This is a genomic window from Teichococcus oryzae (genome assembly GCF_008386565.1).
Lineage (GTDB): Bacteria > Pseudomonadota > Alphaproteobacteria > Acetobacterales > Acetobacteraceae > Pseudoroseomonas > Pseudoroseomonas oryzae.
In genome coordinates this window covers 1-955 of the sequence record NZ_VUKA01000069.1, presented here as the reverse complement: position 1 = coordinate 955, position 955 = coordinate 1, and the positions used below count along the sequence as shown (strand labels likewise).

Here is a 955-nt window from a genome sequence, read left to right as displayed (position 1 = left end):
CTGTGGACCATGGAGGAGGCGCTGCGCTGTCCCGCTCTGGGCGGCGCCGTGCTGGAACTCGACCGGCTGGAGATGACCGCCACCCGCCGCCTGCAGCTGGCCGCCGAGGGCTCGCCGCGCATCGGCCTGCTGCTGCGCAGCGCCGCCGCGCACGGCCCCTCCAGCGCGGTGACCCGCTGGCGGGTCGGTTCGCTGCCGGACGCGGCGGCGCGGCCGCGCTGGCAGCTGGAGCTGCTGCGCTGCCGCGCCGGCCGCCCCGCCTCCTGGCAGGCTCGCTGGGCGGGGGGACAGTTGGAGGTCGACGGGGCGTCCCTCGTCCGCCCCGCATGACCCGCCGCTATCTCGCGCTGAGCCTGCCCTCCCTGCCAGTGGACCGCTTGCGCCGACAGAACCCCCACTGGGCCGGACAGCCCGTTGCCGTCTGGGCAACGATCGGCAACCGCCGCAGCCTGACCGCGACCGACGCGCCGGGTCTGTATCCGGGACAGGCGCTGGCCGACGCCCAGGCCATCCGGCCTGACGCGGTCTTCGCCGAGGCCGATCCTGAGGCCGACGCGGCGCTGCTCGAGCGGCTGGCGCTGTGGGCGCTGCGCTTCACGCCGCTGGCCGCGGTGGATGGGCAGGACGGCCTGCTGCTGGACACCACCGGCGTCGAGCACCTGTTCGGCGGCGAGCAGGCCCTGCTGGTCACCGTGCTCGAGAGCTTCCGCACGGGCGGCTACCGTGCCCAGGGTGCCATCGCCGGCACGCCCGGTTGCGCAGCGGCGCTGGCGCGCAGCGCGCCCCGGCCCCTGGTGCTGCCCGCGGGCGATGAGCCGGCGGCGCTGATCCCCCTGCCCCTGGCGGCGTTGCGCCTGCCGCCGGACATCATCCAGGGTCTGGCCCGGCTCGGGCTGCAGCGGATCGGCGACCTGCTGCGCCAGCCGCGCGGGCCGCTGGCGCGCCGCTTCGGCCG

At 77.1% G+C, this 955-nt stretch carries 2 protein-coding genes; both read left to right on the top strand.

Annotated elements, in window-relative coordinates:
- Positions 1–330, top strand: a 330-nt coding sequence (locus F0Q34_RS21995; RefSeq protein WP_370751338.1) for an ImuA family protein, incomplete at its 5' end; no start/stop codon positions are given.
- On the top strand, positions 327–955 hold a 629-nt coding region (locus tag F0Q34_RS21540), incomplete at its 3' end, for a Y-family DNA polymerase (protein ID WP_149814421.1). The genes F0Q34_RS21995 and F0Q34_RS21540, both read left to right, overlap by 4 nt.